General features: G+C 67.7%; 27 protein-coding genes. 11 read left to right on the top strand and 16 right to left on the bottom strand.

What is annotated here, in order from left to right; all coding sequences use genetic code 11:
• Positions 1-11: 11 nt before the first annotated feature.
• The 3 genes from R9X41_RS06125 to lexA all read right to left on the bottom strand — a co-directional run bounded on the left by R9X41_RS06125 (position 12) and on the right by lexA (position 2,366).
• Entirely contained in the window at positions 12-1,019 is a 1,008-nt protein-coding gene (locus R9X41_RS06125) for a D-2-hydroxyacid dehydrogenase family protein (RefSeq protein WP_318633993.1), read from the bottom strand.
• Between the two features lie 138 nt (positions 1,020-1,157).
• Complete coding sequence (locus R9X41_RS06130) at positions 1,158-1,547, bottom strand: hypothetical protein (RefSeq protein WP_318633994.1); 390 nt, start codon at positions 1,545-1,547, stop codon at positions 1,158-1,160.
• Positions 1,548-1,685: 138 nt separating this feature from the next.
• Positions 1,686-2,366 (bottom strand): transcriptional repressor LexA, encoded by a 681-nt coding sequence (gene lexA / locus R9X41_RS06135; protein ID WP_318633995.1) that lies wholly within the window; start codon positions 2,364-2,366, stop codon positions 1,686-1,688.
• Between the two features lie 130 nt (positions 2,367-2,496).
• On the opposite strand from lexA, the gene R9X41_RS06140 reads away from it, so the two are divergent.
• Entirely contained in the window at positions 2,497-3,402 is a 906-nt protein-coding gene (locus R9X41_RS06140) for an asparaginase (protein WP_318633996.1), read from the top strand.
• 10 nt (positions 3,403-3,412) lie between these two features.
• On the opposite strand, the gene adk is transcribed toward R9X41_RS06140, so the two are convergent.
• From adk to R9X41_RS06170, 6 genes are all read right to left on the bottom strand, one after another.
• The gene (gene adk / locus R9X41_RS06145; protein WP_318633997.1) at positions 3,413-4,069 is read right to left on the bottom strand and encodes an adenylate kinase; all 657 of its coding nucleotides are present in this window, start codon (positions 4,067-4,069) and stop codon (positions 3,413-3,415) included.
• A 151-nt stretch (positions 4,070-4,220) separates the two neighbouring features.
• The gene (gene kdsB, locus R9X41_RS06150) at positions 4,221-5,000 is read right to left on the bottom strand and encodes a 3-deoxy-manno-octulosonate cytidylyltransferase (protein ID WP_318633998.1); all 780 of its coding nucleotides are present in this window, start codon (positions 4,998-5,000) and stop codon (positions 4,221-4,223) included.
• Positions 4,997-5,179 (bottom strand): Trm112 family protein, encoded by a 183-nt coding sequence (locus R9X41_RS06155; protein WP_318633999.1) that lies wholly within the window; start codon positions 5,177-5,179, stop codon positions 4,997-4,999. The genes kdsB and R9X41_RS06155 overlap by 4 nt, the downstream gene beginning before the upstream one ends.
• Before the next feature lie 39 nt (positions 5,180-5,218).
• Positions 5,219-6,241, bottom strand: coding sequence for a tetraacyldisaccharide 4'-kinase (gene lpxK / locus R9X41_RS06160; RefSeq protein ID WP_318634000.1), 1,023 nt, complete (start codon positions 6,239-6,241; stop codon positions 5,219-5,221).
• Complete coding sequence (locus tag R9X41_RS06165) at positions 6,238-6,666, bottom strand: ExbD/TolR family protein (protein ID WP_318635163.1); 429 nt, start codon at positions 6,664-6,666, stop codon at positions 6,238-6,240. Before R9X41_RS06165 ends, lpxK begins: the two co-directional genes overlap by 4 nt.
• 43 nt (positions 6,667-6,709) lie before the next feature.
• Positions 6,710-7,339 carry a MotA/TolQ/ExbB proton channel family protein gene (locus tag R9X41_RS06170; protein WP_318634001.1) on the bottom strand — a complete coding sequence of 210 codons (630 nt, stop codon included), beginning with the start codon at positions 7,337-7,339 and terminating at the stop codon, positions 6,710-6,712.
• 162 nt (positions 7,340-7,501) lie between these two features.
• On the opposite strand from R9X41_RS06170, the gene xseA reads away from it, so the two are divergent.
• The 3 genes from xseA to R9X41_RS06185 all read left to right on the top strand — a co-directional run bounded on the left by xseA (position 7,502) and on the right by R9X41_RS06185 (position 11,482).
• Positions 7,502-8,797, top strand: a complete 1,296-nt coding sequence (xseA, locus tag R9X41_RS06175; RefSeq protein WP_318634002.1) for an exodeoxyribonuclease VII large subunit — start codon at positions 7,502-7,504, stop codon at positions 8,795-8,797.
• A gap of 52 nt (positions 8,798-8,849) precedes the next feature.
• Positions 8,850-9,431: a superoxide dismutase gene (locus R9X41_RS06180; RefSeq protein WP_318634003.1), complete on the top strand. Its 582-nt coding sequence runs from the start codon at positions 8,850-8,852 to the stop codon at positions 9,429-9,431.
• A 170-nt stretch (positions 9,432-9,601) separates the two neighbouring features.
• A complete protein-coding gene (locus R9X41_RS06185; protein ID WP_318634004.1) occupies positions 9,602-11,482 on the top strand; it encodes an alkaline phosphatase D family protein in 1,881 nt (626 codons plus the stop codon).
• Between the two features lie 6 nt (positions 11,483-11,488).
• On the opposite strand, the gene R9X41_RS06190 is transcribed toward R9X41_RS06185, so the two are convergent.
• Together R9X41_RS06190 and R9X41_RS06195 are read right to left on the bottom strand one after the other, a co-directional pair.
• Complete coding sequence (locus R9X41_RS06190) at positions 11,489-11,962, bottom strand: DUF192 domain-containing protein (RefSeq protein ID WP_318634005.1); 474 nt, start codon at positions 11,960-11,962, stop codon at positions 11,489-11,491.
• A 104-nt stretch (positions 11,963-12,066) separates the two neighbouring features.
• Positions 12,067-12,273: a hypothetical protein gene (locus R9X41_RS06195; protein WP_318634006.1), complete on the bottom strand. Its 207-nt coding sequence runs from the start codon at positions 12,271-12,273 to the stop codon at positions 12,067-12,069.
• A gap of 177 nt (positions 12,274-12,450) precedes the next feature.
• Between R9X41_RS06195 and icd the strand changes: the two genes are divergently transcribed.
• On the top strand, positions 12,451-13,704 hold the full coding sequence (icd, locus tag R9X41_RS06200; protein WP_318634007.1) for an NADP-dependent isocitrate dehydrogenase: 1,254 nt from the start codon (positions 12,451-12,453) through the stop codon (positions 13,702-13,704).
• Positions 13,705-13,730: 26 nt separating this feature from the next.
• Here the strand turns inward: icd and R9X41_RS06205 are convergent, their stop codons facing one another.
• On the bottom strand, positions 13,731-14,738 hold the full coding sequence (locus R9X41_RS06205; protein WP_318634008.1) for an aldo/keto reductase: 1,008 nt from the start codon (positions 14,736-14,738) through the stop codon (positions 13,731-13,733).
• A 108-nt stretch (positions 14,739-14,846) separates the two neighbouring features.
• On the opposite strand from R9X41_RS06205, the gene R9X41_RS06210 reads away from it, so the two are divergent.
• Both R9X41_RS06210 and R9X41_RS06215 read left to right on the top strand, forming a co-directional pair.
• Positions 14,847-15,485: a glutathione S-transferase N-terminal domain-containing protein gene (locus R9X41_RS06210; protein ID WP_318634009.1), complete on the top strand. Its 639-nt coding sequence runs from the start codon at positions 14,847-14,849 to the stop codon at positions 15,483-15,485.
• A 161-nt stretch (positions 15,486-15,646) separates the two neighbouring features.
• Positions 15,647-17,380 (top strand): ShlB/FhaC/HecB family hemolysin secretion/activation protein, encoded by a 1,734-nt coding sequence (locus R9X41_RS06215; RefSeq protein ID WP_318634010.1) that lies wholly within the window; start codon positions 15,647-15,649, stop codon positions 17,378-17,380.
• 30 nt (positions 17,381-17,410) lie between these two features.
• On the opposite strand, the gene R9X41_RS06220 is transcribed toward R9X41_RS06215, so the two are convergent.
• The 3 genes from R9X41_RS06220 to R9X41_RS06230 form a co-directional block, all read right to left on the bottom strand.
• Complete coding sequence (locus R9X41_RS06220; RefSeq protein ID WP_318634011.1) at positions 17,411-17,959, bottom strand: NUDIX hydrolase; 549 nt, start codon at positions 17,957-17,959, stop codon at positions 17,411-17,413.
• A gap of 16 nt (positions 17,960-17,975) precedes the next feature.
• On the bottom strand, positions 17,976-18,671 hold the full coding sequence (locus R9X41_RS06225; protein ID WP_318634012.1) for a fumarylacetoacetate hydrolase family protein: 696 nt from the start codon (positions 18,669-18,671) through the stop codon (positions 17,976-17,978).
• A 70-nt stretch (positions 18,672-18,741) separates the two neighbouring features.
• Complete coding sequence (locus R9X41_RS06230) at positions 18,742-19,044, bottom strand: antibiotic biosynthesis monooxygenase family protein (RefSeq protein ID WP_318634013.1); 303 nt, start codon at positions 19,042-19,044, stop codon at positions 18,742-18,744.
• Positions 19,045-19,153: 109 nt separating this feature from the next.
• On the opposite strand from R9X41_RS06230, the gene pgeF reads away from it, so the two are divergent.
• Positions 19,154-19,954 carry a peptidoglycan editing factor PgeF gene (pgeF, locus tag R9X41_RS06235; RefSeq protein ID WP_318634014.1) on the top strand — a complete coding sequence of 267 codons (801 nt, stop codon included), beginning with the start codon at positions 19,154-19,156 and terminating at the stop codon, positions 19,952-19,954.
• On the opposite strand, the gene R9X41_RS06240 is transcribed toward pgeF, so the two are convergent.
• On the bottom strand, positions 19,871-20,164 hold the full coding sequence (locus R9X41_RS06240; protein ID WP_318634015.1) for a hypothetical protein: 294 nt from the start codon (positions 20,162-20,164) through the stop codon (positions 19,871-19,873). The two genes, pgeF and R9X41_RS06240, sit on opposite strands and share 84 nt — an antisense overlap.
• Before the next feature lie 94 nt (positions 20,165-20,258).
• Between R9X41_RS06240 and R9X41_RS06245 the strand changes: the two genes are divergently transcribed.
• The 3 genes from R9X41_RS06245 (at position 20,259) to phbB (ending at position 24,008) form a co-directional block, all read left to right on the top strand.
• Entirely contained in the window at positions 20,259-21,965 is a 1,707-nt protein-coding gene (locus R9X41_RS06245) for a PHA/PHB synthase family protein (RefSeq protein ID WP_318634016.1), read from the top strand.
• A 47-nt stretch (positions 21,966-22,012) separates the two neighbouring features.
• Complete coding sequence (locus tag R9X41_RS06250) at positions 22,013-23,191, top strand: acetyl-CoA C-acetyltransferase (RefSeq protein ID WP_318634017.1); 1,179 nt, start codon at positions 22,013-22,015, stop codon at positions 23,189-23,191.
• 79 nt (positions 23,192-23,270) lie between these two features.
• Positions 23,271-24,008 (top strand): acetoacetyl-CoA reductase, encoded by a 738-nt coding sequence (gene phbB, locus R9X41_RS06255; protein ID WP_318634018.1) that lies wholly within the window; start codon positions 23,271-23,273, stop codon positions 24,006-24,008.
• The last annotated feature ends 87 nt before the right edge of the window (positions 24,009-24,095 follow it).

Below are 24,095 nucleotides of genomic sequence, written 5' to 3' on the forward strand. Positions count from 1 at the left end.
CGGCACAAGCCCTAGCGGCGAACCTGCAGGGCGCCGGGGTTCAGGATGTTGGTGGGCGAACCCTTGATGTAGTTCACGACGTTGTCGAAGGCCGCGCCGAAATAGAGCTCGTAGCTGTCCTGCTCCACATAGCCGATATGCGGCGTGCAGATGCAGTTCTCCAGGCGCAGCAGGGCATGGCCTTGCAGCGGCGGCTCGGCCTCGAACACATCGACTGCGCCCATGCCGGGGCGGCCACGGTTGAGCGCGGCGATCAGCGCGTCGGGCTCCACCAGCTCGGCCCGCGACGTATTGACGAAGAGCGCGGTCGGCTTCATGCGCGACAGGTCTTCCAGCGTCACGATGCCGCGCGTCTCGTCGTTGAGCCGCAGGTTGATCGACACGATGTCGCATTGCTCGAAGAACTCCTGGCGGCTCGTCGCCACCTGGAGCCCGTCGGCCAGTGCCTGCGCGCGTGAGGCCTCGCGGCCCCAGATGCGCACGTTCATGCCGAAGGCACGTCCGTAGCCTGCGAGCAGTTGGCCGATACGGCCATAGCCCCAGATGCCCAGCGTCTTGCCGCGCAGCACCACGCCGATGCCGAAATTGGCCGGCATCGAGGCCGACCGCAGGCCCGACTGCTGCCACGCGCCGTGCTTGAGGTTGGCGATGTACTGGGGCAGCCGACGCATGGCCGCCATGATCAGGGCCCAGGTGAGCTCGGCCGGCGCCACCGGCGAGCCCACGCCTTCGGCGATGGCGATGCCGCGCTCGGTGCAGGCCGCCACATCGATGTGCGCGCCGGCCTTGCCCGTCTGCGAGATGAGCTTGAGCTTGGGCAGCTTGTCGACGAGCTGCCGGCTGATCTGCGTGCGCTCGCGGATCAGCACGATCACATCGGCATCCTTCAAACGAACCGACAGCTGGCCGATTCCCTTGACGGTATTGGTGAAGACCTTGGCGGAATACGGGTCCAGTCGGGAGGCGCACGACAGCTTGCGCACGGCATCCTGATAGTCGTCGAGGATCACGATGTTCATCCACGTGATTGTGCCTCGGCCGAACAGGCGAAGGCCGGCGCTCGGAATCAATGCCTGGCCTGCGTCATGCCACGGCCCGGTGATGGCCTCTGCGGTAGCTGGGCAATGGGAGTTGGTTGTAGCGGCAGCGCGCCGGTCTCAGTTGGCGCTGCGCCGGTGGTCACCGCGGCGCTGCACTTCGGCGGCCGCCAGCCGATCCAGTTCCGCGCAGACGTCCGCCATGCGGCCGGAGATCACCATGCGGCCGGCGCATTGGCGCGGTGCGCCGTCTGCCACGCGCAGCACTCGTACCACCGGCAAAGGCCGTTGACGAGACGGCACGACGATGCCGGTGGCTGGCGCCGCGATGTCCGGCTCGATGCGCTGGCCGGGCTGTGCTGTACCGCGCAAGCTGGGCCGGGAAGGCGGCAGGCGACGGCGCATCCAGTCGGACAGCGGCGCGAGCCACGAGGCACGTTCCTGGTCGAAGCCCGATGCGCGGTCGGCACGGGTGAACGAAGACGAAACGGAAGAGGCGGCAAATCCCATGTGCAAACTCCATGGCGACAAAAGTCGCATCGATTGATCACAGGCAGGATTCACGAAAAGCCGCAGCGCGAGGGTTGCCTGAAGGCCTCGTTGCCGAGGCCTCGTCGAACGCCCGCCACCTTGCACCGCGGCAGCTGGCTACATCAGCATGGTGTTTCGAATGAGGCCGACCGCAAGGCCTTCGATCTCGAAAGGCTCGTCCGGCGCCACCATGATGGTGGGGTAGTCGGGGTTCTCGGCGTGCAGTTCGATGCCGTGGGCGGTGCGCTGAAAACGCTTCACGGTGACTTCTTCGCCAAGGCGGGCGACGACGATCTGGCCGTTGCGCGCTTCGCGGGTCGACTGCACCGCGAGCAGGTCGCCGTCCATGATGCCGGCGTCGCGCATCGACATGCCGCGCACCTTGAGCAGGTAGTCGGGACGATGCTGGAACAGACTGCCTTCGACGTGATAGGTCTGATCGACATGCTCCTGAGCCAGAATGGGCGAGCCGGCCGCGACCCGGCCGACGAGCGGCAGCGCAAGCTGTGACAGGCCGGGAATCGCCAGCATCAGCTGCTGGGCACGATCGGTGACCGTGGTGCGTTGCTGCTTGAGCCGGATGCCGCGCGAAGTGCCGCTGACCAGTTCGATCGCGCCCTTTCGGGCCAGCGCCTGCAGGTGTTCTTCCGCCGCGTTCGCCGATTTGAAGCCGAGCTCGGCAGCGATCTCGGCACGGGTGGGCGGCGCGCCGGTGCGCGAGATGGCGTTCTGGATCAGCTCCAGGATCTGCTGCTGGCGCGCGGTGAGTTTGACGGGCAGGGCGGGCGTATCGATCATGGCTTCTCCGGGGGAGGGCTGTCTGGATATCCAGTATCTGTATTTTTAAACAGTTTTTACGTGATGGCAAGCGCCATCGTCGAAGAGAATGAAAGTTCTGGTGTTAGGAACCGGCGGAACCATCGCCGGCGTGAGCGACGAATCGGCGCTGCGCGGCTATCGCGCGGCCGGCCTGTCGGTCGCATCGCTGGCTGAAAGCATCGTGGTGCCGGCAGGCGTCGAACTGGTCACCGAACAAGTTGCGCAGGTCGACAGCAAGGACATGGAAGAGTCGGTCTGGCTGGCACTGGCGCAGCGCCTGCGCTTCTGGCTGGCCCAGGACGATGTGACCGGCATCGTCGTCACGCACGGCACCGACACCCTGGAGGAGACGGCTTTCTTCCTGCACCTGGCGCTCGACCCGGCCAAGCCCGTGGTGCTGGTCGGTGCGATGCGTCCGGCGACCGACGCCTCGCCGGACGGACCGGGCAATCTGCGGGACGCCATTGCGGTTGCCGCGCATGCGGGCGCACGGGGCGTTCTGGCGGTGTTCGGTGGGCGGGTCCTCGCCGGGCACGAGGTGCGCAAGGTTCATCCCACGCGGATCGACGCCTTCGAGGCAGGTGATGCCGGTTGCGTTGCCCGGCTGACCGACGAAGGCCTGCAGCAAGACCGCGACTGGCCGCGCGCGGGAGCCGCCTGCGTTTCGCGATCGATCGATGCCTTGGCCGAGCGGCTTGGCGGAGGCGGGCGCATGCCGTGGGTGGCATGGGTCGTCAGCCATGCAGGCTCCCAGGGACGCGAGGTGCGGGCGCTGCTGGCGGCGGGCGTCGAAGGGCTGGTGGTCGGGGGCACCGGCAATGCCATGGTGCACCGCGAGCTGGAGGCTGCCTTGGAAGAGGCGCGCCGGCAGGGCGTGCCGGTGGCTATCGGAAGCCGGTGCTCGCTGGGCGATGCGGAGTCGGCCGATGCGGCCGAGCCCGGCTCGGCGCTTCAGCCGGCCAAGGCAAGAATCGCGATGCAGCTGGCCCTGCTGACCAGGCCGGCTTCGCGTTGATGGCGTCGAATCAGCTCGACAGCGCCTGGAGTGCGCGGCTGGTGATTTCCTCGACCGTGCCCACGCCGCTGATCTTGCGGTACTTCGGTGCACTGGCGGCGTCCTGGGCGGCCCAGCCGGCGTAGTAGTCGACGAGCGGGCGCGTCTGGGCGCTGTACACGTCGAGACGCTTCTGCACCGTGGCTTCCTTGTCGTCGTCGCGCTGGATCAGGTCTTCGCCGGTCACGTCGTCCTTGCCTTCCACCTTGGGCGGCGCGAACTTCACGTGGTAGGTGCGGCCGGAAGCGGGGTGCGAACGGCGTCCGCTGATGCGTTCGACGATGTCACTGAAGGGCACGTCGATCTCGAGCACGTAATCGAGCTTGACGCCGGCGGCCTTCATGGCGTCGGCCTGCGGAATGGTGCGCGGGAAGCCGTCGAACAGCACGCCCTTGTCGCAGTCGGGCTGCGCCAGCCGTTCCTTGACGAGGTTGATGATCAGGTCGTCGCTGACCAGTGCGCCGGATTCCATCACGGCCTTGGCCTGCAGACCGAGCGGGGTGCCGGCCTTGACGGCGGCACGGAGCATGTCGCCGGTGGAGATCTGGGGAATGGCGTATTTTTGGCAGATGAATGCAGCTTGCGTGCCTTTTCCTGCGCCCGGCGCGCCCAGCAGAATCAGTCTCATGGAAATCCTCGGAAAGTAAAAATCTCTGGCGACGCCGGCCGCGCGCGCTCCCGTCGCGCACCTGGGGCCGGGTGCTCTATTGCGGTCGAGGATAGCATGCACGCCTTGCACGAAACCTTCACCACCGGGGTCGCGACAGCGGGGAGATTCCCTAGAAGAGCGCTCTCACGCGCGCCAGATCTTCGGGCGTGTCGACGCCGGTGGCCGGTGCTTTTTCGGTAATGTGGACCGCGATCCGCCGGCCATGCCAAAGTGCTCGCAACTGCTCGAGCGCCTCGGTGGTTTCGAGCGGCGCCTGCTCCAGCGTAGGAAACGCGCGCAGAAACCCGACACGGTAAGCGTAGAGGCCGACATGGCGCAGCGGTGCCGGCGACGGCAGTGCCGGCGCATCGGCCGTGCTGCCCTCGCGCTGCCAGGCGATGGGCGCGCGGCTGAAGTAGAGCGCCAGGCCGCTGCGGTCGGTGACGACCTTCACGACGTTCGGATTGCGGAAGTCCTGCACTGAATCGATCGCATGCGCGGCGGTGGCGATGTCGGCTTCGGGCCGTTGGTGCAGCAGGCTGGCGACGGCGGCGACCAGCGCGGGCGGCATCAGGGGTTCGTCGCCCTGCACGTTGACCACGATGGCATCGTCGGGCAGCGCCAGCAGGTCGCAGGCCTCGGCCAGGCGGTCGCTGCCGCAGCTGTGATCGGCGCGGGTGAGCAGGGCCTCGACGCCATTGGCGCGACAGGCGTCGACAATGGACGTGCTGTCAGCGGCCACCACCGTGCGCGCCGCGCCGGACGCCTGGGCCTGCAGCGCCACGCGCACCACCATCGGCAGGCCGCCGATGTCGGCCAGCGGCTTGTCGGGCAGCCGCACCGACGCCAGTCGCGCGGGGATGAGGACGGTGAAAGCCGGCGCGCGGCCTGTTGCCTCGCCGGTGGTCACAGCCCCAGTTCCTCGTCGCTCAGGGTACGGGCTTCGACTTCGAGCAGGATGGGGATGCCGTCGCGGATCGGGTAGGCCAGGCGAGCGCTGCGCGACACCAGTTCCTGGCGTTCGAGGTCGACGATGAGCGGGCCTTTGGTGACGGGGCAGACCAGCAGGGCGAGGAGTTTGCTGTCCATGGGCTTCTTCGAAATTCGGTGATCTGGAGGCGACGACGTTCAGCGCCCGCGGGAGGCGGATGATAGCCGTGCGTCCACCAGTCGGTCGAAGCGGGCGGTGAAGTCGGCCGGCAGTTCGAAGCGCAACGGCACGGCCAGTGCGTCGGGCCGATGGCGCCAGAGTTTGGCGGCGTCTTTCTCGGTGCAGAGCACGATCGTGTCGGCGGCGATCGGGGGCAGGCCGGAGGCGAAATCGGCATGATCCGGCAGCGCATGGGTTTCTTCCAGGACCAGGCCGCGTGCGCGCAGCATCTCGAAAAAGGCTTCGGGTTGCGCGATGCCGGCGACAGCCGCGAGCCGCTGCGATCCGAGGGACGCCAGTGCGACGGTGGCGCCATCGGACCGCCGTGCCAAATCGGCCAGCCGGCGTTGTCCGCGAAAGCCCGCGAAGGCCGGCGACAGACCGGTGTGCAGCACCAGGTCGACGGCGCGCGGCCAGGGTTCGCGCAAGGGGCCGGCCGGCAACAGCCAGCCATTGCCGATGCCACGGTCGTCGAAGACGCAGACCTCGACATCGCGTGCCAGTGCCAGGTGCTGCAGGCCGTCGTCGCAGACCAGCAGCCTGGTCTGCGGATGCGCCGCCAGCAGCCGGCGCGCCGTGGCGGCACGGCGTCGGCCGACGAACACCGGCACGCCGGTGCGGCGGCGGATCAGCAGCGGCTCGTCTCCCACGGCCCGCGGATCGCTGCCATCTTCGACCTCCAACCCGTGTTCGCCGTCGTTTTCAGGCGGCGTGCGGCCGTAGCCGCGCGACACCACACCGACCGCGATGCCGCGTGACGCGAGATGCTCGACAAGCGCGATCACCGTCGGCGTTTTTCCCGCTCCGCCCGCGATCACGTTGCCCACCACTACCACCGGCACCGGCAGGCGCTCGGTACGCAGCACGCCGAAGCGATAGAGCCCGAGTCGCAGCGACCAGATGAAACGGTAGACGAGCGACACCGGCCAGAGCAGCCGCGCTCCCACGCCCCGGCGCTGCCAGCCCGCCTGCAGCCGCTGGGCGGGGCCAGGTCGTGTCACGAACCGCTGGCCGGCCCGGGCCGTTGCGTGGAGAAAGTGATCTGCCCGAGCCCCGCACGGCGCGCGGCTTCCATCACGGTGATCACGTTCTGGTGCGCGGCGTTGGCATCGGCACTGATCACCACGATGCTTTGGGGCCCCGCGGTGGCGGCCGCTTCGAGCAGCCGGCCGAGCGTGTCTACGGCGTTGGTCGCCGTCTGCTTGCCATTGATGGAGATGCGGCCGTCGCTGGTGATGGAGACGCGCACTTCGCGGGGATAGTCGCGCTGGGCCTGGGCGTCGGCCACCGGCAGGCGCAGCTGCAGTTCGGTGAAGCGGCTGTAGGTGGTGGACAGCATCAGGAAGATGACGACCACCAGCAGCACGTCGATGAAGGGGATCAGGTTGATCTCGGGTTCCTCGCGCGTGCCGGCGCGAAAATCCATGCGGGACCGTGAGCGGAAGTTCATGGGCGCTGCCTGGGGTGGTTCAGAGCCGGCGAACCTGCACCAGGTGGCGCACGAAGCGCTCGGCCGCCAGCTCCAGCGTCATCAGGTGTGCGTCGACCCGGCCGCGAAAGTAGCGCCAGCAGATCAGCGAGGGAATCGCCACGATCAGGCCGAAGGCGGTGTTGTAGAGCGCGATCGAGATGCCCTGCGCCAGCTGCGCAGGGTTGGCGCCGCCGCTGCTGCCGGCCGTCTGCGAACCGAAGATCTCGATCATGCCGATGACGGTGCCGAGCAGCCCCAGCAGCGGCGCGGCCGAGGCGATGGTGCCCAGCGCGCCGAGGTAGCGTTCGAGCCGATGGGCGGCAATGCGGCCAGCGGCTTCGGTGGCCGCGCGCAAGTCGTCGGCGGTGCTGTTGGGGCGGTCTGCCAGTACCCGAAAGCTCGCGGCCAGCACTTCGCCAAGCGCGGAGTTCTGTTCGAGCTGGCGAATCACGTCCGGCCCCGGCATGCTGCGTGCCGACACGGTGATGGCTTCGTCGAGCAGCTTGGGCGGCGCGACCTTGTCGGTGCGCAGGCTCATGGCGCGTTCGATGACCAGCGCCAATGCCAGAACCGAGCACAGCAGCAACGGCCAGATCGGCCAACCTGCCGCTTGTATGATGGAAAACAAGAAGATCCCCCGTGCCAGTGACGGCGGCGATTATGGCCCAGGGCTGTCACCGGCCCCCGCGGCCATCCACCAGACGCAGCCCACAGTTCGTGTGGATAACGTTGTGCGCAAGCCGGCTGGAAACTCCGCCATGCCGCACCAGTGCTTTCTCTCCACAGATCGATGAATTTTTCAGCAGCTACCGGCTCCGTTCCCGCACCCCGCGTCTGGGCCGTCGGCGCGCTTTGCCGGGCCATCGCCGATGCGCTCGACGCGCGCTTCAACCCGGTGTCGGTGCGCGGCGAGATCAGCGGTTTTTCGCGAGCGGCCAGCGGTCACTGCTACTTTTCGCTGAAGGACGCGACCGGCCAGATCCGCGGCGCGATGTTCCGCCGCGTGGCGCAGATGATCGACTTCTCGCCGCGCGACGGTGAGCTGGTCGAGGTGCGCGGCAGGCTGGGGGTGTACGAGGCGCGGGGCGACCTGCAGCTGATCGCGGAATCGATGTCGCGGGTGGGGCAGGGCGGGCTGTACGAGCAGTTCCTGCAGCGCAAGGCCAAGCTCGAAGCCGAGGGGCTTTTCGATGCGGAGCGCAAGCGGCCCCTGCCCTCGATGCCGCGCCACATCGGCGTGGTGACCTCGCTCGGCGCGGCGGCACTGCACGACGTACTGAGCGCGCTGGCGCGGCGTGCGCCGCATGTGTCGGTGACGGTGTCGCCAGCGTCGGTGCAGGGCGCGGGCGCGCCGGCCGAGCTGGTGGCGGCGCTGTCCGCGCTGGCGCATCGGCCTGCGCCGCCGGACCTGATCCTGCTGGTGCGCGGCGGTGGATCGATCGAAGACCTCTGGGCCTTCAACGACGAGGCGCTGGCCCGCGCCATCGCGGCGAGCCCGATTCCGGTGATCAGCGGCGTCGGTCACGAAACCGACTTCACCATCGCCGATTTCGTCGCCGACCTGCGCGCGCCCACGCCCACCGCCGCGGCCGAGCTCGCGGCGCCGCAGCACACCATGCTGTTGCGTACGCTCGACCTGGCCACCGAGGCCCTCGAAGCCGCCGTCATGCGCCGCCTAGACCGCCACGGCCAGCGGCTCGACACCCTGGCCGCGCGCCTGTCGCGGCCCTCGGCCATCGTCGCCACGCAGCGGCTGCGGCTGGAGCGCCATGGCCAGTCGATGGCGCATGCGGTGAGCGCACAGATCGCCCGCGCGCGCCGGGGTTGCGACAACGCCGAGGTGGCTCTGCCGGCAGCGGTGCGGTCCGGTATCGACCGCCAGCGACAGCGCCTGGAGCGGGCCGAGCTGCGGCTGCGCATGCTCGATCCCGGCCTGGTGCTGCAGCGTGGCTATGCCTTCCTGGAAGACGCCTTAGGCGGCACCGTCACCAGCGTCGGCCAGACCCACGCCGGCCAGCGGCTGCAGGCCACGCTCGCCGACGGCACCGTGGCGCTGACCGTCGATCCACCGCCTGCGAAGGATTGACGACGCTGCCTACAATCGTGGTTCCCCACAACGATCTCCCACAGAGGAAAACATGGAACACACGCTGCCGCCCCTGCCGTACGCGCTCGACGCACTCGAGCCGAACTACTCGAAGGAAACCCTCGAGTACCACTACGGCAAGCACCACAACGCCTACGTCGTGAACCTCAACAACCTGCAGAAGGGCACCGAGTTCGAGGCGATGACCCTGGAGGAAATCGTCAAGAAGTCGTCCGGCGGCATCTACAACAATTCCGCGCAGATCTGGAACCACACCTTCTTCTGGAACTGCATGGCTCCGGCCGGCGGCGGCGAGCCCTCGGGCGCACTGGCCGACGCTATTGCCGCCAAGTGGGGCAGCTACGCCGCGTTCAAGGAAGCCTTCGTGAAGTCGGCGGTCGGCAATTTCGGCTCGGGCTGGACCTGGCTGGTGAAGAAGACCGACGGCACCCTCGACATCGTCAACACCGGCGCCGCCGGCACGCCGCTGACCTCCGCCGACAAGGCCCTGCTGACCGTCGACGTCTGGGAACACGCCTACTACATCGACTACCGCAACCTGCGTCCGAAGTTCGTCGAGACCTTCCTGGACAAACTGGTCAACTGGAAGTTCGCCGAAGCCAACTTCGCCTGATCTCGCCAGATCGTTCGACGGCCTCGTGCCGCGAAGAAAGAAGCCAGCCCCCGTGGGCTGGCTTTTTTTTGGCCGTTCCGATCTGCACGCACGGCTTGCTTGATTCTTCTTCACGCCCCTGTCACAGACGGCGCATTCCAATGGCGCTCACCCCACCGGAGCGCCACCACATGAATAGCGACAAGACGCCGAGCAACGCATTCCCCGCCGCCGATCCCCGCGAAGCCGCCAATCGGGGCCGCCGGGACTTTCTCGACTTCCTGGTGAAGTCGTCGTCCAGCGCCGTGGCCCTGGCGGCCGCCGGCTCGCTCGCAGCCTGCGGCGGCAGCAACGATCCCGTGGTGGCCGCGCCCGCTCCCGCGCCCGTGCCACCGACGCCCGCGACCTTCGCCTTCGGCATCGCCAGCGGTGATCCATTGACCGACCGCGTCATCCTCTGGACCCACGCCAAGGTGCCCGACAGCACCGCCGACGTAGCACTGACCTGGCAGGTCGCCCGCGACGCCGCCTTCGCGCAGATCGTGGCGAGCGGCCAGGTGAGCGCCACCGCCGCGACCTCGTTCACCGCCAAGGTCGACGCCACGGGTCTGGCCGCCGGCAACGACTATTTCTACCGATTCATCGATGCCGCCGGCACCCGTTCCACCGTCGGCACCACGCGCACCCTGCCGGCGGCCGACGTGGCCTCGGTCCGCTTCGCGGTGTTCTCCTGCGCGCTCTACTCCGAAGGCTACTTCCACGCCTACGCCGATGCCGCGCAGTCCGACGCGCAATTCGCGGTGCACCTGGGCGACTACATCTACGAGTACGGCTCCGACCCGGCCAAATACGGCAACACCAGCGTACCCGGCAACCGGGTGGCCAGCCCGGCCAACGACATCGTGACGATGAACGACTACCGGACCCGCTACGCCTTGTACAAATCCGACCTGAACCTGCAGGCCGCGCACGCGCGCATGCCCTGGATCACCGTCTGGGACGATCACGAGTTCGCCAACAACAGCTACGTGGGCGGCGCCGAGAACCACGACCCGGCCACGCAGGGCGACTGGACCACGCGCAAGAACATCGCCGCGCAGGTCTATCACGAGTGGATGCCGATCCGCACGCCGGACACCCCCAACCTGCTGAAGATCTACCGCCGCTTCGACTTCGGCCGCCTGCTCACGCTGCACATGCTCGACACGCGCATCGAGGGCCGCGACCGCCAGTACGACAACTTCGGCGACACCGACGGCGGCATCGCCCGCTACCTGGCAGGCCTGACGCCCGGCACCGGCGGCGTGCTGCCCGATGCATCGCGCCGCATGATGAGCGCCGAGCAGCAGGCCTGGCTGACCTCGGGCATGAGCGCCTCCACCGCCACCTGGCAGGTGCTGGGCAACCAGACCATCATGGCGCGCATGTGGATTCCGACGTCGGTGCTCACCGGCATCGCGGGCGGCACGGCGACGGTCACTGCGGCCATCAACGACTACCTCACGGCCAAGGTGACCCGCGCCGCCGGCGGCACTGCCGCGCTGACGCCGACCCAGACCGCGCTGCTCGACCCGACCGTCAACCTGCGCCTGCCCTACAACCTCGATTCATGGGACGGCTACCCGGCGCAGCGCGAGGCGATCCTGCAGACCGTGAAGGCGCAGGCCAAGCGCCTGGTCACCATTTCCGGCGATTCGCACGACGGCTGGTTCACCAACGTGTCGACCCTGGCGGGCGAGAAGGTCGGCATCGAATTCGCCGGCACCTCGGTCAGCTCCACCGGTTTCGAATCGGCCGGCCTCGGCGGCACGGCCACTTTCATCGACGGCAGCGCGCTCGTGCCGCAACTCGGCACAGCGGCGATCGGTGCGGGCCTGGGCCTCATCGACGACGTGAACTACTGCGACACCACCCAGCGCGGCTACCTGCGCATGACGGTGACCGCGCAGCAGATCACGACGCAGTACGTCTTCGTCAGCAGCGTGAAGCTTCCCAACTACACCGCGACGGTCGGCAAGACCATCACCGTGCCGGCGACGAGCGGCGGCGTCGGCACGCCGGTCATCGCCTGAAGGCGCTCACCGGCCCGCTTCGAACGGCGCGCCGCCGAGCTTGGAACCCGCCTTGAAACCGCGATGCGCGAACCAGCCCTGGTTCATTTCCAGCACATAACGAACCGGCTTGGTCGAGCAGTGCGAATCGGTGGTTTCGGGCTTCATGTCGGCCAGATTGACGATGGTGCCGTCGTCCGCCACGAAGGCGGCGGTCAGCGGCAGCAAGGTGTTCTTCATCCAGAAGCACTGCACCGCCGGCACGCTGAACGCGAACAGCATGCCTTCTGCCTGCGGCATCTCGCGGCGGAACATCAGGCCGATCTCGCGGGCCTGCGGCGTGGCGGCGACCTGGGCGTCGATGCGGTACATGCCGATGGTCATGACGACGCGCGGCAGGTCGGTCTGCGGCGCGGGTTGCGCCAGCGCCGGAGCGGCTGCGGCCGAGATCAGGGCGGCGGCTGCGATCAGGCGTCGCGGGAGGGATGAGAGGATTTGCATCGCGGTGGCGCGCCTGGCGCGAGAAGCGGGTTGCCGAAGACGCGGCATTGTGGACCATGCAAAAGAAAAGCGCCCCGGAGGGCGCTTTGCCGTGAGCGACGCCTTTACTTGGCCGTCTTGTCCATGTGCTTCTTGTGCTTGGTGGCGGTGTGCTTTGCCTTGGGCGTGGTCGCCTTCATGTCGCCCTTGGTGCCTTCGCCCATGGGGGCGACGGCGTCGCCGGTGGTCTTGGCGCTCGGAGCTGCCGGCGCCTGTGCGAATGCGCCGGTGACCAGGAATCCGGCGACGAGCGTAGCTATCAGTTTTTTCATGTTGGAGTCCTGCAGTTTCTCTCGGGAAGGGCCGCCTTCCAAAAGCGGAAGGTCCCATCGCAACGCCGCCCGCGCCGGGCTGGTTGACAGGGCCGCTCGCCAAATTTTCAGACATAAAATTGCCGGCTGGGGCAGCGCCGCAGCCCCAGCTCTCCCGTCACCGAAAGCCATTTTTCCATGTCCTACCAGCACATCCAGGTGCCTGCCCAAGGCGAGAAGATCACGGTCAATGCCGACCAGACACTGAATGTGCCGGACGAGCCGATCATTCCCTTTATCGAGGGCGACGGCACCGGCGTGGACATCACCCCGGTCATGCAGAAGGTGGTCGACGCGGCGGTGGCCAAGGCCTACGACGGCAAGCGCCGCATCCACTGGATGGAGGTCTACGCCGGCGCCAAGGCCGCCAGGCTCTATGGCGAAACGGCGCTGCTGCCCGACGAAACCCTGGCGGCGGTGCGCGAGTACGTGGTGTCGATCAAGGGCCCGCTGGCGCTGCCGGCCAGCGGCGTCGGCTCGCTCAACATCGCCCTGCGCCAGAAGCTCGACCTCTACGTCTGCATCCGGCCGGTGCGCTGGTTCCCGGGCGTGCCCACGCCGCTGGCGGAGCCGGGCAAGACCGACATGACCATCTTCCGCGAGAACTCCGAAGACACCTACACCGGCATCGAGTTCGCCGCCGGCAGCGACAAGGCCCGCCGGCTCATCAAGATCCTGCAGGAAGATTTCGGGGTCAACAACATCCGCTTCCCGGAAACCTCGTCCATCGGCCTCAAGCCGGTATCGCGCGAAGGCACCGAACGCCTCATGCGCAAGGCGCTGCAATACGCCATCGACTACGACAAGCCCAGCGTCACCATCGTGCACAAGGGCAACGTCATGAAGCTCACCGAGGGCAGCTTCCGCGACTGGGCCTATGCGCTGGCCCAGCGCGAGTTCGGCGCCGAGCCGGTCGACGGCGAGCGCTGGATGCGCTTCAAGAACCCGGGCACCGGCCGCTACATCACCGTGAAGGACGCGCTGGCCGACGCCTTCCTGCAGCAGAGCCTGCTGCGGCCGGCCGAGTTCAGCGTGATCGCCACGCTCAACCTCAACGGCGATTACCTTTCCGACGCACTGTCCGCCCAGGTCGGCGGCGTCGGCATCGCGCCCGGCGGCAACATGAGCGACACCGTCGCCATGTTCGAGGCCACCCACGGCCCGGCGCCCAAGTACGCCGGCAAGGACTACGTGAACCCCGGCTCCGAGATCCTCGCGGCCCAGATGATGCTGCGCCACATGGGCTGGACCGAGGCCGCCGACCTGATCGTCGGCGCCATGGAAAAAGCCATCGAGAGCAAGCGGGTCACCTACGACTTCGCCCGCCTCATGGCTGGCGCGATCCAGGTCAGCTGTTCGGGCTTCGGGCAGGTGATGATCGACAACATGTAGCCCGCCATCGGCGCGGCCCGGCGCCTTCAGCGCGGCGAGTCGCCCATGCGGAATTCGTGTGTCGCTTCTTCCAGTTCCTTCATCAGGGCCGGCTCCAGCGTGAGGCTCGCCGCCGCGATGGTGGCGTCGAGCTGCTCGGGCTTGCTGGCGCCGAGCAGCGGCGCGGTGATCGCCGGTTGCGCCATCACCCAGGCCACCGCCAGGGTCGCCAGCGGGATGCCGGCTTCGTCGGCGATCTGCTCCAGCCGGCCCACCGCGTCGAAGACCCGGTCGTTCCAGTAACGGTCCTGGTAGCGGCCGGCGGCGGTGCCCAGCGTGAAGCGAGTGCCGGCGGCCGGCGCCGAGCCCTTGGCGTACTTGCCGGTCAGCATGCCGCCGGCCAGCGGGTTGTACGGAATCACCGCCAGGCCTTCTTCCACGCACAGCGGCAGCAGCTCGCGTTCGATCTCGCGAAACAGCAGGCTGTAGCGCGGCTGTACCGACACGAATTTCACCAGGCGAAGGGTTTCCGACCGGCCAATGGCGCGCGCCAGCCGCCACGCCAGGAAGTTGGACACGCCCACGTAGCGCGCCCGGCCCGAACGCACGATCACGTCCAGCGCCTCCAGCGTTTCGTCGAGCGGCGTGTTGGGGTCGTCCGAATGCAGCTGGTAGAGGTCGACGTAGTCGGTGTCCAGCCGGCGCAGCGAGGCGTCGATGGCGTCGAGCAGGTGCTTGCGCGATGCGCCCTGGTCCCAGGCCAGCGGGCCCATCACGCCCACGGCCTTGGTCGCCACGATGTTGCGTTGCCGGCGGCCCGGCGCGGCCTTGAGCCAGCGGCCGACAATTTCCTCGGTGCGGCCGGCGCTCTTCTGGTCACCGCCGAGCGGGTAGACGTCAGCCACATCCAGCAGGTTGATGCCGGCATCGGTCGCCTTGTCGAGGATGGTCTGCGCCACGGACTCCTCGGTCTGCAGGCCGAAGGTCATGGTGCCCAGGGCCAGGCGCGAAACGACGAGGCCGGTACGGCCGAAACGGATGCTGGGGACGGGCATGGGAGGGATTCCGATCAGGAGGGGTGACAGCGGCCGGCGCCGCAAAACGAAGTCTGCGACGATACGCGCCTATCGTTTTTCGCTCATCGCGGCTTACCCCAAAACACCATGATCGACCTGTATTACTGGACCACGCCGAACGGCCACAAGATCAGCATTTTTCTGGAGGAGGCCGGCCTGCCGTATCGCCTGCACACGGTGAACATCGGCAAGGGCGAGCAGTTCGCGCCCGAGTTTCTGCGGATCGCGCCGAACAACCGGATCCCGGCCCTCGTCGACGACGAACCCGCCGACGGTGGCGCGCCCCTGTCGATCTTCGAATCGGGCGCGATCTTGACTTACCTCGCCGAAAAGACCGGCCGTTTTATGCCGACCGACCTTCGGGGCCGGCAGGAGGTGTCGCAATGGTTGTTCTGGCAGATGGGCGGGCTGGGGCCGATGGCCGGGCAGAACCACCATTTCGGCACGTTCGCCCCGGAAAAGATTCCTTATGCGATCGAGCGCTATATTAAGGAAACCGCCCGGCTTTATGGCGTGCTCGATCGTCGTTTGGAAAGTCGCGATTATGTTGCCGGTGATTATTCGATCGCGGACATGGCGATTTATCCCTGGATCGTGCCCCACGAACGGCAGAAGCAAAATCTTGCTGATTTTCCGAATATCGAACGCTGGTTCACCAATATCCGGGCGCGGCCTGCGGTGCAGCGCGCCTACGCACTGGTGGAGCAGATCGCAGCGCGTGCCTGATCCATCGTGCCGCCCGCGGTGCTGATTATTCAGGCGGCGGCCATTGCCAAATGCCAGAAAATGCGGGCCGATGCGTCGTTTGTAATTCTTGGAACCCGGCCGGATTATCTTGGGGTGCTCCATAGAATGAGAAATTCATTTTCTCCATTTATGTGTGATTTTTGGCGCCGTATTTCCGACAAACTCCATTTTTTCTACGACAAATCTGGCCCGTCATCCTCGTCGGCGCCACGTTCGAACTGCTGACGCCCGCCGCGTTCGCCCAGCCGAGCGACCTGGACACACGCCAGCTCCAGCGTCAACAGGCGCGCGAGAAGGACCTCCGTGAAACCCTGCAGCCCGACGCCGGCAGGCCGCAGGCCGCTGCACCACCGTCTCCCGACCGGCTGTTGCCCAGCGACGAGACGCCATGCTGGCCCGTCGATCGCATCGAGCTCGAAAGCGCCATGGCCGACCGCTTCGACTGGCTGGTGGAGGCGGCGTCCGGCGACGAAGGTCACGACAGCCCGATAGCCCGCTGCCTCGGCGCCCAGGGTATCGACGTGGTCCTGCAGCGCCTGCAGCATGCGCTGGTGGCGCGGGGCCTGGTCACCACCCGGGCGCTGGTCGGTCCGCAGGCGCTGCGGGAGGGCGTGCTGCGGGTGACGGTGATTCCCGGGGTGGTCCACGAGGTGCGGCTCACCGACGACAGCAGTCCGCGTGCCGGGCTTTGGAACGGCTTGCCGATGCGGCCCGGTGAGCTGCTGCGCCTGCGCGACGTCGAGCAAGGCCTCGAAAACCTGCAACGGGTGCCTACGGCGCAGGCCGACATCCGCATCGAACCGACACATGACGGTGCCTCGCCGGGCAACAGCGACCTGCTGGTGCGCTACCAGCAGCGGCTGCCGCTGCGGCTCAACCTGTTGGCCGACGATGGCGGCACGCGGGCCACCGGCAAGCGGCAGGGCACGGCGACGATCTCCTACGACAACTGGTGGACGCTCAACGACCTGTTCTATCTCAGCCTGGGTCATGACCTCGGTGGCAGCGCCGGCCGGGGCACGCGCTCGGCCTCGGCGCACTATTCGGTGCCCTTCGACTACTGGCTGGCGGGGGTAACGGTAAGCCGCAACCGCTATTTCCAATCGGTGGCCGGCGCCAGCCAGACCTACCGCTACGGCGGCGAGAGCGAAACCGCCGAACTCCGCGCGAGCCGGGTGCTCTGGCGTGATGCGAAACGCAAGCTGAGCGCCTCGCTGCGCGGCTTTCACCGCAACTCGACCAGCTTCATCGACGACACCGAAATCGAGGTGCAGCACCGGGTGACCGCCGGTTGGGAGGCCGGCTTCTCGCATCGTGAATACGTCGGCGACGGCGTGATCGACGCGGCGCTGGCCTGGAAGCGCGGCACCGGCGCGTTCGGCGCGCAGCCGGCGCCCGAAGAGCCCTTCGGCGAAGGCATGTCACGCATGAAGGTGCTGACGGCCGACCTCGCCGTCACCAAGCCATGGACCTCGGCCGGCCAGCGCCTGCGCTACTCCGGCACCTGGCGCGGGCAATGGAACCGCACGCCGCTCACGCCGCAGGACCGTTTCGCCATCGGTGGCCGATACAGCGTGCGCGGCTTCGACGGCGAAAGCGCACTGCTGGCCGAGCGCGGCTGGTTCTGGCGCAACGACCTGGCGCTGGCGTTCGCCGGCGAGCAGCAGGTCTACCTGGGTGTGGATACCGGCCGGGTCGGCGGTACGTCGGCGCAATACCTGGTGGGCCGGTCGCTGACCGGTGCCGTGCTCGGCCTGCGGGGTGCGTGGCAAGCCGTGTCGTACGACGTATTCGTCGGCCGGCCGCTGGCGCGACCCCACGGCTTTCAGACGGCGGCGACGACGGCCGGGTTCAACCTGTCGGTCGGCTTCTGATCGCCCCGGCCGGCGGGGCAGGCCGGCCGGTCAGGCGATGTCGAAATGGTGCAGGCCGAACTGCCCGCTGCGGCGATCGTCGAAGAAGTGCCGCAAGGTGTCGCGCACCGTGTAAAAGGCGATGTCGTCCCAGGGAATCTCGTCTTCGCGGAACAGCCGGGCTTCCATGGTTTCGTGGCCCGGGTCGAACCGGTCGGACAGCAGTCGCGCACGGTAGAAGAAATGCACCTGGCCCACGCGCACCACGTTGATGACGGTGAACAGGGGCTGCATCTCGATCTGCGCACCGGCTTCCTCGTCGGTCTCGCGCGCGGCGCCCTGGGCGGTGGTTTCGCCGAGTTCCATGAAACCCGCCGGCAGCGTCCAGAAGCCGCGGCGCGGTTCGATGTTGCGCTTGCACAGCAGCACCCGGTCGTCGAGCCACGGCACCGTGCCCACCACGTTGAGCGGATTCTCGTAGTGGATGGTGCCGCAGGCCGGGCAGACGGCGCGCTCTCGCGTGTCGCCGTCGTCCGGAATGCGGTAGATGACGGCGGTTCCGCATTGGCGGCAGTGGCGTATGGGCGGGCGGTGGCTCATCGGGGCGCCGTCGCCCTCAGACCACTTGCAGCTTGAGCGTGCCGATGCCGGCCACGCCGCCTTCGAGCACGTCGCCCGCCACCACCGCGCCTACGCCTTCGGGCGTGCCCGAGTAGATGAGGTCGCCGGGCTGGAGCTCCCATGCGGCCGACAGAATCTCGATGGTTTCGGCGATGTTCCAGATCAACTTGGTGACATGGCTGCGCTGGCGGTCGGTGCCATTGACCTGCAGCCAGATCTCGGCGTTTTGCACGTCACCGGCCTGGGCGGCGGGCACGATGGGGCCGATGGGCGCGCTGTGGTCGAAACCCTTGCCGATGCTCCAGGAGCGGCCCTGCTTCTTCATCTCGTTCTGCAGGTCGCGGCGGGTCATGTCCAGGCCGACGGCATAGCCGAACACGTGCTGCAGAGCGTCGGCCTTGGCGATGTTCCTGCCGCCCTTGCCGATGGCCACCACGAGCTCGATCTCGTGGTGGAAGTTCTTGGTGAGGCTGGGGTAGGGCAGCGACCCGGTTTCGCCCTGCGCCACGACGACGACGGCGTCGGCCGGCTTCATGAAGAAGAAGGGCGGCTCGCGACCGGTGAAGCCCATCTCCTTGGCGTGGTCCTCGTAGTTGCGGCCGACGCAATAGATGCGGTGTACGGGAAACCGTTCCGGGCGGCCCACTACCGGCACGGCGGGCTGGGCGATGGGCGGAAAGACGTAAGACATGCGGGAGGTCTCCGAGGAAGCTCGTGACGACGAGCGGGCGTGTGCCGAAATTGAAAACGACCGGGTGGCGTCAGGCCTTGGCCGCGGTGGCGTCGAAATGCTCGACCGTCGGCGGGCCTGCAAAGAACGGGCCGACGATGCCGCGCCATTCGGTGAACAGCGGCGATTCGCGAAAACCCACGGTGTGGTCTTCGAGTGTTTCCCACTCGATCATCAACAGATAGCGCTCCGTCGACTCGATGCCGCGCATCACCCGCGCGCTGCGAAAGCCACGGGCCTTGGCGATCACGGTGTTCAGGCCGCGGTGGATGGCTTCCTCGAATTCGGCATTGCGGCCGGGCGTGATGCGAATGTCTGCGTGTTCCAGGATCATGGCGATGCGGCTTGTCTTGGTTGAAGTTCGGCGGATGTTGGAAAAATGGCTGGCGCTATGCTCGGCCGTCCACGACTCTACCGCCACTTCGCACCGCGCCGCTGCCGCCATGTCCCAGGAATCAGAACGAAGCGCCGCCGCCGACTGGCTGCGGCCCGACTGGCCCGCGCCGCCGGGCGTGCGCGCGGTGTTCACCACCCGCGGCACCGGCGCGTCGGCGGCACCCTGGGACAGTTTCAATCTTGGCGACCACGTCGGAGATGCGCCGCAGGCCGTCGCCGCCAATCGCGACACCTTGCGCCGCGAGATCGGGGCCCTGCCGTTCTTTCTGCAGCAGCCGCACGGCACCGATTGCGCCGACCTCGACGCGCTGCAAGCCGACGCCCGGCCGACAGCCGATGCCTGCGTGGCCACGCGGCCGGGTCGGGCCTGCACCGTGATGGTGGCCGACTGCCTGCCGGTGCTGCTCTGCGATGTGCGAGGCCGCGTCGTCGCGGCGGCGCATGCCGGCTGGCGCGGCCTGGCGGCAGGCGTTCTCGAAAGTGCGGTGCACGCGCTGCGCGAGCGCACCGGCGAGACGGCCGCGCCCTTGCTCGCCTGGCTCGGGCCTTGCATCGGGCCGCAGGCGTTCGAGGTGGGCGAGGAGGTGCGTGCCGCCTTCGTGCAGGCCGATTTGGCCGCGGCCGGAAACTTCACACCCGGCCGGGCGCCGGGCAAATGGATGGCCGATCTGGCCGGGCTGGCGCGGCGGCGACTGCAGTCGGCGGGCGTGGAGCGCCTCTTCGGCAACGACAGCGGCCCGGACTGGTGCACGGTCGGCCAGCCCTCACGGTTCTTCTCGCACCGGCGCGACGCTGCCCGGCTCGGCGGCACCGGGCGCATGGCCGCCGCCATCTGGCGCCTTGCCTGAGGCCACGGGCCGATCTTCGGCAGCGGCCCGCCGGCGCGCCGCCCGGCGCCGCGCCGGTGTGCCCAGCAGATACAGCACGATCGACAGCGGCAGCAGGCCGTAGAGCACGAAGGTGACGACCGCCCCCAGCACGCTGCCGTTGCTGGCGGTGGCCTCCGCCACGGCCATCATCAAAGCCACATAGACCCAGGCGATTACCACGAGGTACATACAATCGTTTCGCGTGCATCATGATTCCAACCGGCAGGCTGAAATAGCCAACCCAGAACCGGACGCCGGCCCGCAAGCGCTGTTGAAGAGACATATGGATTCTGAACCCACCGGGCCACAGGACGGCAAAGCCGCCATACAACAAGCCACCCAGGCCATCGACCAGATGCAGCGATGGTGGCAGTCCATGCTCGGCGCACAGGCGCCGGGTGCCGGCGCTGCCCCTCGCATCGATCCGACCGGTCTGATGGCCGCCCAGGCCGAATACCTGCGCGGACTGGCCGAGCTCACCACCGCGCCCGCCCAGGCCGCGCCGGTGCAGGACCGCCGCTTCGCGAGCCCGGCCTGGCAGCAGAACCCGGTTTCCGAATTCGCCGCCCGCGCGCATCTGCTGGCCGCCCGCGCCATGACCGCCATGGCCGACGCGGTGCAGGCAGACGAGAAGACGCGCCAGCGCATCCGCTTCGCGGTCGATCAATGGTCGGCCGCCACCGCGCCGAGCAACCTGCTGGCGCTCAACGCCGACGCGCTGCAGAAGGCGGTGGAAACCGAAGGACGCAGCATCGCGCAGGGCCTGCAGAACCTCGCCGCGGACCTGCGGCGCGGCTACGTCAGCCAGACCGACGAGCAGCAGTTCGAGGTCGGCCGCAATGTGGCCATCACCGAGGGCGCGGTGGTGTTCGAGAACGACTTCTTCCAGCTCCTCGAATACAAGCCGCTCGGCGCCAAGGTCCATGCGCGGCCGATACTGCTGGTGCCGCCGTGCATCAACAAGTACTACATCCTCGACCTGCAACCGGCCAATTCGCTGATCCGCCACGTGGTGGAGCAGGGCCACCGCACTTTCGTCGTGAGCTGGCGCAATCCCGACGAAACGCTCGCGTCCGCCACCTGGGACGACTACATCGAGCAGGCGGTGATCCGCGCGATCGCGGTGGTGCGCGAGATCACCGCCGCGCGTACCGTCAACACGCTGGGCTTCTGCGTCGGCGGCACCATGCTCGCCACCGCGCTGGCGGTACTGGCTGCGCGCGGGGAGAAACCGGCGCATTCGCTCACGCTGCTCACCACCTTCCTGGATTTCAGCGACACCGGCGTGCTCGACATCTTCATCGACGAGCAGGCGGTGCGGCTGCGCGAGATGACCATCGGCAAAGGCGGTCTGCTCAAGGGCCAGGAACTGGCGTCCACCTTCAGCTTCCTGCGGCCCAACGAACTGGTCTGGAACTACGTCGTCGGCAACTACTTGAAGGGCGAGACGCCCGCGCCGTTCGATCTGCTCTACTGGAACAGCGACGCCACCAACCTGCCCGGCCCGTTCTACGCCTGGTACCTGCGCAACGCCTACCTGGAAAACCGCCTCTGCCGCGCGGGCGAGGCGACGGTTTGCGGCCAGCCGGTCGATTTCGGCCTGATCGACATTCCGGCCTATCTCTACGGCTCGCGCGAAGACCACATCGTGCCGGTCGGCAACGAGGGCGGTGGCGCCTATGCTTCCACCCAGCTGCTGCCGGGGCCGTGCCGTTTCGTGATGGGCGCGTCCGGCCACATCGCGGGTGTCATCAATCCACCGGCCAAGAAGAAGCGCAGCCACTGGGTGCGCGACGACGGAAAACTGCCGCCCACGCTGGCCGGCTGGCTGCAGGGCGCCGAAGAGCGCCCGGGCAGCTGGTGGGACGACTGGACCAGCTGGCTCGCCGGACACGCCGGCCGGCTGCAGGCCGCACCCAAGGCCTACGGCGGCCACGGCCATGCGGCCATCGAGCCGGCGCCCGGCCGCTACGTTCGCCAGAAAGCCTGAACCCCCCACCGACCACCGCTTTTCACCATCAGCTCAGGAGTTCTCCCATGGAAGACATCGTCATCGTCGCCGCCGCCCGCACGCCGGTCGGCAAGTTCGGTGGTTCGCTCGCCAAGATTCCGGCGACCGAGCTCGGCAGCATCGTGGTGCGCGAACTCGTCGCCCGCTCCGGCCTCTCGGCCGACCAGATCGGCGAGGTGATCCTGGGCCAGGTGCTGGCTGCGGGCGCCGGCCAGAATCCGGCGCGCCAGGCGCTGCTCAAGGCCGGCCTGCCGCGCGAAGTGCCGGGGCTCACCATCAACGCGGTCTGCGGCTCGGGACTCAAGGCCGTCATGCTGGCGGCCCAGGCCGTGGCCACCGGCGACAGCGACATCGTGATCGCCGGCGGCCAGGAAAACATGAGCGCCTCGCCGCACATCCTGCCCAACTCGCGCGATGGCCAGCGCATGGGTGACTGGAAGCTGGTCGACACCATGATCGTGGACGGCCTCTGGGACGTCTACAACCAATACCACATGGGCATCACGGCCGAGAACGTGGCCAAGCAGTACGGCATCACGCGCGAGCAGCAGGACGCGCTGGCGCTGGCCAGCCAGCAGAAGGCGGCGGCCGCGCAGGACGCAGGCCGATTCAAGGACGAGATCGTGCCGGTGTCGATTCCGCAGAAGAAGGGCGACCCGGTCGTCTTCTCGGCCGACGAATTCATCAACCGCAAGACCAACGCCGAGGCCCTGGCCGGCCTGCGCCCCGCCTTCGACAAGGCCGGCGGCGTGACGGCGGGCAACGCCTCGGGCATCAACGACGGTGCGGCCGGCGTGATGGTGATGACCGCCAAACGTGCCGCCGAGCTGGGCCTGAAGCCGCTCGGCCGCATCGCCAGCTACGCCACGGCGGGCCTGGATCCGGCCATCATGGGCATGGGCCCGGTTCCTGCTTCTACCAAGGCGCTCAAGCGCGCCGGCTGGAACGCCGCCGACCTCGACCTGCTGGAGATCAACGAAGCCTTCGCGGCGCAGGCCTGCGCGGTCAACAACGAGATGGGCTGGGATGTCTCCAAGGTCAACGTCAACGGCGGGGCGATCGCGATCGGTCACCCCATCGGTGCGTCCGGCTGCCGGATTCTCGTGACGCTGCTGCATGAAATGCAGAAGCGCGACGCGAAGAAGGGCATCGCGTCGCTGTGTATCGGTGGTGGCATGGGGGTTGCCCTGACCATCGAGCGCTGAGATTCGGCCACACTAGCTTTTCGCCGTGCGTTCTTTCGCGCACGGCATCCACAACACACAAGATTCAGGAGAGTGATCCATGGGCCAGAAAGTGGCTTACGTAACCGGCGGCATGGGCGGCATCGGTACCGCCATCTGCCAGCGCCTGCACAAGGACGGCTTCAAGGTCGTCGCGGGCTGCGGGCCGACCCGCGATTTCGAAAAATGGCTGGCGGCCCAAAAGGCGCTGGGCTTCACCTTCCACGCATCGGTCGGGAATGTGGGCGACTGGGAGTCCACGGTCGAGGCCTTCTCCAAGGCCAAGCAGGAGCACGGCAGCATCGACGTGCTGGTCAACAACGCCGGCATCACGCGTGACCGCATGTTCCTCAAGATGACCCGCGACGACTGGGACGCGGTGATCGAGACCAACCTCAACAGCATGTTCAACGTGACCAAGCAGGTGGTGGGCGACATGGTGGAAAAGGGCTGGGGCCGCATCATCAACATCAGCTCGGTCAACGGCGTGAAGGGTCAGGCCGGCCAGACCAACTACTCGGCCGCCAAGGCCGGCATGCACGGCTTCTCGATGGCGCTGGCGCAGGAGATGGCGACCAAGGGCGTCACCGTCAACACGGTGAGCCCGGGCTATATCGGCACCGACATGGTCAAGGCGATCCGCCAGGACGTGCTCGACAAGATCGTCGCGACGATTCCGGTCAAGCGCCTGGGCGAGCCGACCGAGATCGCCTCCATCATCGCCTGGCTGGCGTCCGACGAGGGTGGCTATACCACCGGTGCCGAGTTCGCCGTGAATGGCGGCCTGCACATGCACTGAGCGGCCCCGCGCCCACGCACCGAGCCCGCCCCTGTGGCGGGCTTTTTCGTGGGCGCCGCATTCCCGCCAAGCCCCGCGGCCGCGACC

Source organism: Xylophilus sp. GOD-11R (assembly GCF_033546935.1).
Taxonomy (GTDB): Bacteria; Pseudomonadota; Gammaproteobacteria; order Burkholderiales; family Burkholderiaceae_C; genus Xylophilus.

Coding starts and splice junctions, on each gene's coding strand:
- R9X41_RS06210 (WP_318634009.1), top strand. CDS start 14,847: ATGATCGACCTGTATTACTGGACCACGCCGAACGGCCACAAGATCAGC.
- R9X41_RS06225 (WP_318634012.1), bottom strand. CDS start 18,671: ATGTCTTACGTCTTTCCGCCCATCGCCCAGCCCGCCGTGCCGGTAGTG.
- pgeF (WP_318634014.1), top strand. CDS start 19,154: ATGTCCCAGGAATCAGAACGAAGCGCCGCCGCCGACTGGCTGCGGCCC.
- R9X41_RS06130 (WP_318633994.1), bottom strand. CDS start 1,547: ATGGGATTTGCCGCCTCTTCCGTTTCGTCTTCGTTCACCCGTGCCGAC.
- R9X41_RS06190 (WP_318634005.1), bottom strand. CDS start 11,962: ATGCAAATCCTCTCATCCCTCCCGCGACGCCTGATCGCAGCCGCCGCC.
- R9X41_RS06205 (WP_318634008.1), bottom strand. CDS start 14,738: ATGCCCGTCCCCAGCATCCGTTTCGGCCGTACCGGCCTCGTCGTTTCG.
- R9X41_RS06125 (WP_318633993.1), bottom strand. CDS start 1,019: ATGAACATCGTGATCCTCGACGACTATCAGGATGCCGTGCGCAAGCTG.
- R9X41_RS06240 (WP_318634015.1), bottom strand. CDS start 20,164: ATGTACCTCGTGGTAATCGCCTGGGTCTATGTGGCTTTGATGATGGCC.
- R9X41_RS06165 (WP_318635163.1), bottom strand. CDS start 6,666: ATGGATTTTCGCGCCGGCACGCGCGAGGAACCCGAGATCAACCTGATC.
- icd (WP_318634007.1), top strand. CDS start 12,451: ATGTCCTACCAGCACATCCAGGTGCCTGCCCAAGGCGAGAAGATCACG.
- R9X41_RS06230 (WP_318634013.1), bottom strand. CDS start 19,044: ATGATCCTGGAACACGCAGACATTCGCATCACGCCCGGCCGCAATGCC.
- xseA (WP_318634002.1), top strand. CDS start 7,502: ATGAATTTTTCAGCAGCTACCGGCTCCGTTCCCGCACCCCGCGTCTGG.
- R9X41_RS06220 (WP_318634011.1), bottom strand. CDS start 17,959: ATGAGCCACCGCCCGCCCATACGCCACTGCCGCCAATGCGGAACCGCC.
- R9X41_RS06155 (WP_318633999.1), bottom strand. CDS start 5,179: ATGGACAGCAAACTCCTCGCCCTGCTGGTCTGCCCCGTCACCAAAGGC.
- R9X41_RS06250 (WP_318634017.1), top strand. CDS start 22,013: ATGGAAGACATCGTCATCGTCGCCGCCGCCCGCACGCCGGTCGGCAAG.
- R9X41_RS06245 (WP_318634016.1), top strand. CDS start 20,259: ATGGATTCTGAACCCACCGGGCCACAGGACGGCAAAGCCGCCATACAA.
- phbB (WP_318634018.1), top strand. CDS start 23,271: ATGGGCCAGAAAGTGGCTTACGTAACCGGCGGCATGGGCGGCATCGGT.
- adk (WP_318633997.1), bottom strand. CDS start 4,069: ATGAGACTGATTCTGCTGGGCGCGCCGGGCGCAGGAAAAGGCACGCAA.
- R9X41_RS06185 (WP_318634004.1), top strand. CDS start 9,602: ATGAATAGCGACAAGACGCCGAGCAACGCATTCCCCGCCGCCGATCCC.
- R9X41_RS06195 (WP_318634006.1), bottom strand. CDS start 12,273: ATGAAAAAACTGATAGCTACGCTCGTCGCCGGATTCCTGGTCACCGGC.
- lexA (WP_318633995.1), bottom strand. CDS start 2,366: ATGATCGATACGCCCGCCCTGCCCGTCAAACTCACCGCGCGCCAGCAG.
- R9X41_RS06180 (WP_318634003.1), top strand. CDS start 8,850: ATGGAACACACGCTGCCGCCCCTGCCGTACGCGCTCGACGCACTCGAG.